This is a genomic window from Komagataeibacter europaeus LMG 18890, from assembly GCF_000285295.1.
Taxonomy (GTDB): Bacteria; Pseudomonadota; Alphaproteobacteria; order Acetobacterales; family Acetobacteraceae; genus Komagataeibacter; species Komagataeibacter europaeus.
Genome location: NZ_CADP01000208.1, coordinates 1 through 2,772 on the forward strand (window position 1 = coordinate 1; position 2,772 = coordinate 2,772).

Below are 2,772 nucleotides of genomic sequence, written 5' to 3' on the forward strand. Positions count from 1 at the left end.
GCACTCGGCAAGGCGGCAGGCCTGGTGTTGCCGTTTACCGGCACGGCCAGCATGCAACTGCATATCGAGGAAATCTCACGCTGCGTCGCACGCGGAGCGCATGCCGTCGTCCTGCTCGATCGTGCCGGCTGGCATACGACACCCAAACTCAGACTGCCGCGCAACGTCAGCCTGATCTTCCTGCCGTCCCGTGCTCCCGAACTAAACCCGGTCGAGAATATCTGGCAGTTCCTGCGCGCCAACTGGCTGGCCAATACCGTCTTCGACGGCATCGAGCACATCATCGACGCTGCCTGTTCCGCTTGGAATAATCTTGCCGCCTTGCCTGACACCATTCGATCCATCGGTCTTAGAAAGTGGGCTCACACAGGTCAGTGCCCATAACCGTTGGTATGACTCTGTAACCATGCAGGTTTAGGAAGCCTGTTTAGGTTATCCCGGCTTTGCGCTGATGAAAGATGCGACGCACTTAGGTCCTCTGTTCGTTTCATTCCTCGTATGGAGGCAGTGTCGCAAGACTGACATCCCCGGATAGACAGGGGCTTCGGACTGGGCAACCTCATGATACCCTTCCCTTGCGAAACAGTCGTATCAAACGGTTTAATGACTGCTATGGCGTTAATCATCACCGAAACTGGAGTTAAAGCAGTATAGCCTTGACCATATGCATCTTCCCCTGACCCTCTAAACCGTAACCGTTCTTGGCTATTCGGGCCTTGCTCCAACCATGCTATGTTCATTGTCACCTTTCGATTTCAACTAAGGTTGGTGGGGACGGGAGTCGTCAGTTCTCCCGGCGTTTGAAACGCACTTTCGATTCAGCGCCGAACCGGCGCACTCAGGTACACCCCATGATCGCCAACCAGCATGAGACCTGCCGGTATCTTCGCACGGTCGACATCCGCACCGGTCGGATGGCGCGACGACACGCCAGCCTTGAGAAAGGCCGGGTCAACAAGCTGATCATAGGTAGGGGAATGTTCGCTCGCGGCTTGCGCATGAGCAAGAAGACGCGCCACCAGGGCGTGGTCAAAATGAAGTTTCATTGCAGTATTCCTTCGTGTGATCCCCTTGCGAGGACACAAAAAAGGCGGAACACCGAAGTATCCCGCCTTAAGAAATAAGAACCGGCGCCTCTGGCCCGAGGGACGCCCGATGCCGTTGCCGGTCATTCATCTTCATCGTCATCAAAGAAACGAAGCGAGGCATCGACCGGGCCGTCCGCATCAAACAGGACGTAATCACAGTCGTGATTCCGGGCCAGGGCAAGAATGGCCCGCAGTGACCGCGACCCCGGCCAATCATGGGAGTATGGATCCAGATGGGGTGGACGGCCTCCATGCGACATCAATGTGCCATGATGAGGTCGGAAGACCATTCAGAGGAGACCGCCCGGATGAAAGTTACCATAATCGGCCTGGATATCGCCAAGTCTGTTTTTCAAGTGCATGGCACGGACGCAAGCGGAAAATGTCTGCTCAAGAAGAAACTCGGGCGGAGTGAAGTTATCTCATTCTTTGAAAAGCTGGAGCGCTGCCTGGTCGTACTCGAAGCCTGTAGCACGTCGCATCACTGGGCTCGTGTCATCCGTGACACCGGTCATGAGGTAAAACTCATTCCCCCTGAAATGGTCAAACCATTTGTCAAACGTGGCAAGAAAAACGATGCTGTTGATGCCGCCGCGATTTGTCTTGCCGCGATCCATCCCGACACGCGCTTCGTCCCGATTAAAAATCGGGAGCAGCAAAGCCTGTTATCGCTGCACTCAACTCGTACCCTTCTGGTCAAACAGCAAACGATGCTGGTGAATGCGTTGCGTGCACTTGCAGCGGAATTCGGTTTGATTGTTCCCCTTGGAAATGCCCGTCTCCCCGAACTTCTGGCGAAAATCGAAACCTCATCCAATCTGCCTGATGCCCTGAAACAGACAACCATGCTGCTCTTTGAACAGTATGGTCGACTGAACGAAAGCATAGAAAACCTGGAAGGAGGTATCCGGACACATGCCAAACAGGATGAAGATGCTCGCCGTCTTTTGACCATCCCGGGCATTGGTCCGGTAACCGCCTCCCTGATTGTCGCGTCTGTTACCGATATTGGGGCCTTCGATACGGCCCGGCACTTCGCAGCCTGGCTTGGTCTCGTACCGCGCCAGCATTCATCGGGCGGAAAAACCCGATTGGGCAGAATTACCAAAACGGGCAACCGGGAAATAAGAAAGATGCTCGTTCTGGGCGCAACATCCATGCTTTACCGCGCACAGAAATGGGATAGCGCTGCGGGAGTATGGCTTTGCAAGCTTCTGGAACGTCGCCCGGGCCGTCTGGCAACCGTGGCGTTAGCCAACAAGCTGGCCCGGATCATCTGGGTTTTGTTGTCGCGCAAAGAGATCTATCGTCCGGCCGGTCGCAGTGTCGCTATAGTCTGACATGTACCACCAGGATGATGGATACCGGAATAAGCTCCGGTAGATCCGGCAGTATGCACTGACCGCGTGATGGGAAAGACTGTAATCAGAAGCAGTTCAGGCAATACCGAATGTCCCCATGTGCCATTGAGCACGAGATCCAGATTGGTGCCTGACACGCAAGCGAACACCCATGATGGCCAGCGAAGGATTTCGCATAAACAGGCCGGACATAAGGGCGCATCTGACCGGATCTCCACATCATGACAGTATCAGTGCATTTCGCTGGAGCGAAAATACGCAGAAGAAAGATACGACAATGCAATCAATGTGACCTCTTGCATCGTAAAGGCCGTCCACATAAG

The 2,772-nt window shown here is 54.5% G+C and carries 3 protein-coding genes and 1 pseudogene; 2 read left to right on the forward strand and 2 right to left on the reverse strand.

Annotated elements, in window-relative coordinates; translation table 11 throughout:
* On the forward strand, positions 1–384 hold a 384-nt coding region (locus GEU01_RS20635), incomplete at its 5' end, for a transposase (protein ID WP_019086993.1).
* A gap of 455 nt (positions 385–839) precedes the next feature.
* Here GEU01_RS20635 and GEU01_RS20640 read toward each other — a convergent pair.
* Both GEU01_RS20640 and GEU01_RS27815 read right to left on the reverse strand, forming a co-directional pair.
* Positions 840–1,046, reverse strand: a pseudogene (locus tag GEU01_RS20640) (DUF3085 domain-containing protein); the annotation flags it as partial.
* A gap of 122 nt (positions 1,047–1,168) precedes the next feature.
* Complete coding sequence (locus tag GEU01_RS27815; protein WP_444699932.1) at positions 1,169–1,378, reverse strand: DUF5983 family protein; 210 nt, start codon at positions 1,376–1,378, stop codon at positions 1,169–1,171.
* 18 nt (positions 1,379–1,396) lie between these two features.
* Here GEU01_RS27815 and GEU01_RS20650 point away from each other — a divergent pair, with 18 nt between their 5' ends.
* Positions 1,397–2,428: an IS110 family RNA-guided transposase gene (locus GEU01_RS20650; RefSeq protein ID WP_014106769.1), complete on the forward strand. Its 1,032-nt coding sequence runs from the start codon at positions 1,397–1,399 to the stop codon at positions 2,426–2,428.
* Positions 2,429–2,772 lie beyond the last annotated feature (344 nt).

Excerpts from the sequence above, each read along its gene's own strand:
- GEU01_RS27815 (WP_444699932.1), bottom strand. The coding sequence starts at position 1,378 with ATGGTCTTCCGACCTCATCATGGCACATTGATGTCGCATGGAGGCCGT.
- GEU01_RS20650 (WP_014106769.1), top strand. The coding sequence starts at position 1,397 with ATGAAAGTTACCATAATCGGCCTGGATATCGCCAAGTCTGTTTTTCAA.